This is a genomic window from Leclercia sp. M-A074-M (genome assembly GCF_965195605.1).
Lineage (GTDB): Bacteria > Pseudomonadota > Gammaproteobacteria > Enterobacterales > Enterobacteriaceae > Enterobacter.
Map to the genome: position 1 here is coordinate 1 of NZ_CBDAHM010000030.1, position 1,069 is coordinate 1,069.

Below are 1,069 nucleotides of genomic sequence, written 5' to 3' on the forward strand. Positions count from 1 at the left end.
GCGAAGCTCTTGATCGAAGCCCCGGTAAACGGCGGCCGTAACTATAACGGTCCTAAGGTAGCGAAATTCCTTGTCGGGTAAGTTCCGACCTGCACGAATGGCGTAATGATGGCCAGGCTGTCTCCACCCGAGACTCAGTGAAATTGAAATCGCTGTGAAGATGCAGTGTACCCGCGGCAAGACGGAAAGACCCCGTGAACCTTTACTATAGCTTGACACTGAACACTGGTCCTTGATGTGTAGGATAGGTGGGAGGCTTTGAAGCGTGGACGCCAGTCTGCGTGGAGCCGTCCTTGAAATACCACCCTTTAATGGCTGGTGTTCTAACGTAGACCCGTAATCCGGGTTGCGGACAGTGTCTGGTGGGTAGTTTGACTGGGGCGGTCTCCTCCTAAAGAGTAACGGAGGAGCACGAAGGTCAGCTAATCCTGGTCGGACATCAGGAGGTTAGTGCAATGGCATAAGCTGGCTTGACTGCGAGAGTGACGGCTCGAGCAGGTGCGAAAGCAGGTCATAGTGATCCGGTGGTTCTGTATGGAAGGGCCATCGCTCAACGGATAAAAGGTACTCCGGGGATAACAGGCTGATACCGCCCAAGAGTTCATATCGACGGCGGTGTTTGGCACCTCGATGTCGGCTCATCACATCCTGGGGCTGAAGTAGGTCCCAAGGGTATGGCTGTTCGCCATTTAAAGTGGTACGCGAGCTGGGTTTAGAACGTCGTGAGACAGTTCGGTCCCTATCTGCCGTGGGCGCTGGAGAATTGAGGGGGGCTGCTCCTAGTACGAGAGGACCGGAGTGGACGCATCACTGGTGTTCGGGTTGTCATGCCAATGGCACTGCCCGGTAGCTAAATGCGGAAGAGATAAGTGCTGAAAGCATCTAAGCACGAAACTTGCCCCGAGATGAGTTCTCCCTGANCCTTTAAGGNTCCTGAAGGAACGTTGAAGACGACGACGTTGATAGGCCGGGTGTGTAAGCGCAGCGATGCGTTGAGCTAACCGGTACTAATGAACCGTGAGGCTTAACCTTACAACGCCGAAGCTGTTTCGGTGGGTTTGAGANNNTT

1 rRNA gene is annotated in these 1,069 nt (G+C 54.0%); it reads left to right on the forward strand.

Annotated elements, in window-relative coordinates:
* Positions 1-1,032, forward strand: a 23S ribosomal RNA gene (locus ACOKCT_RS22900); the annotation flags it as partial.
* Positions 1,033-1,069 lie beyond the last annotated feature (37 nt).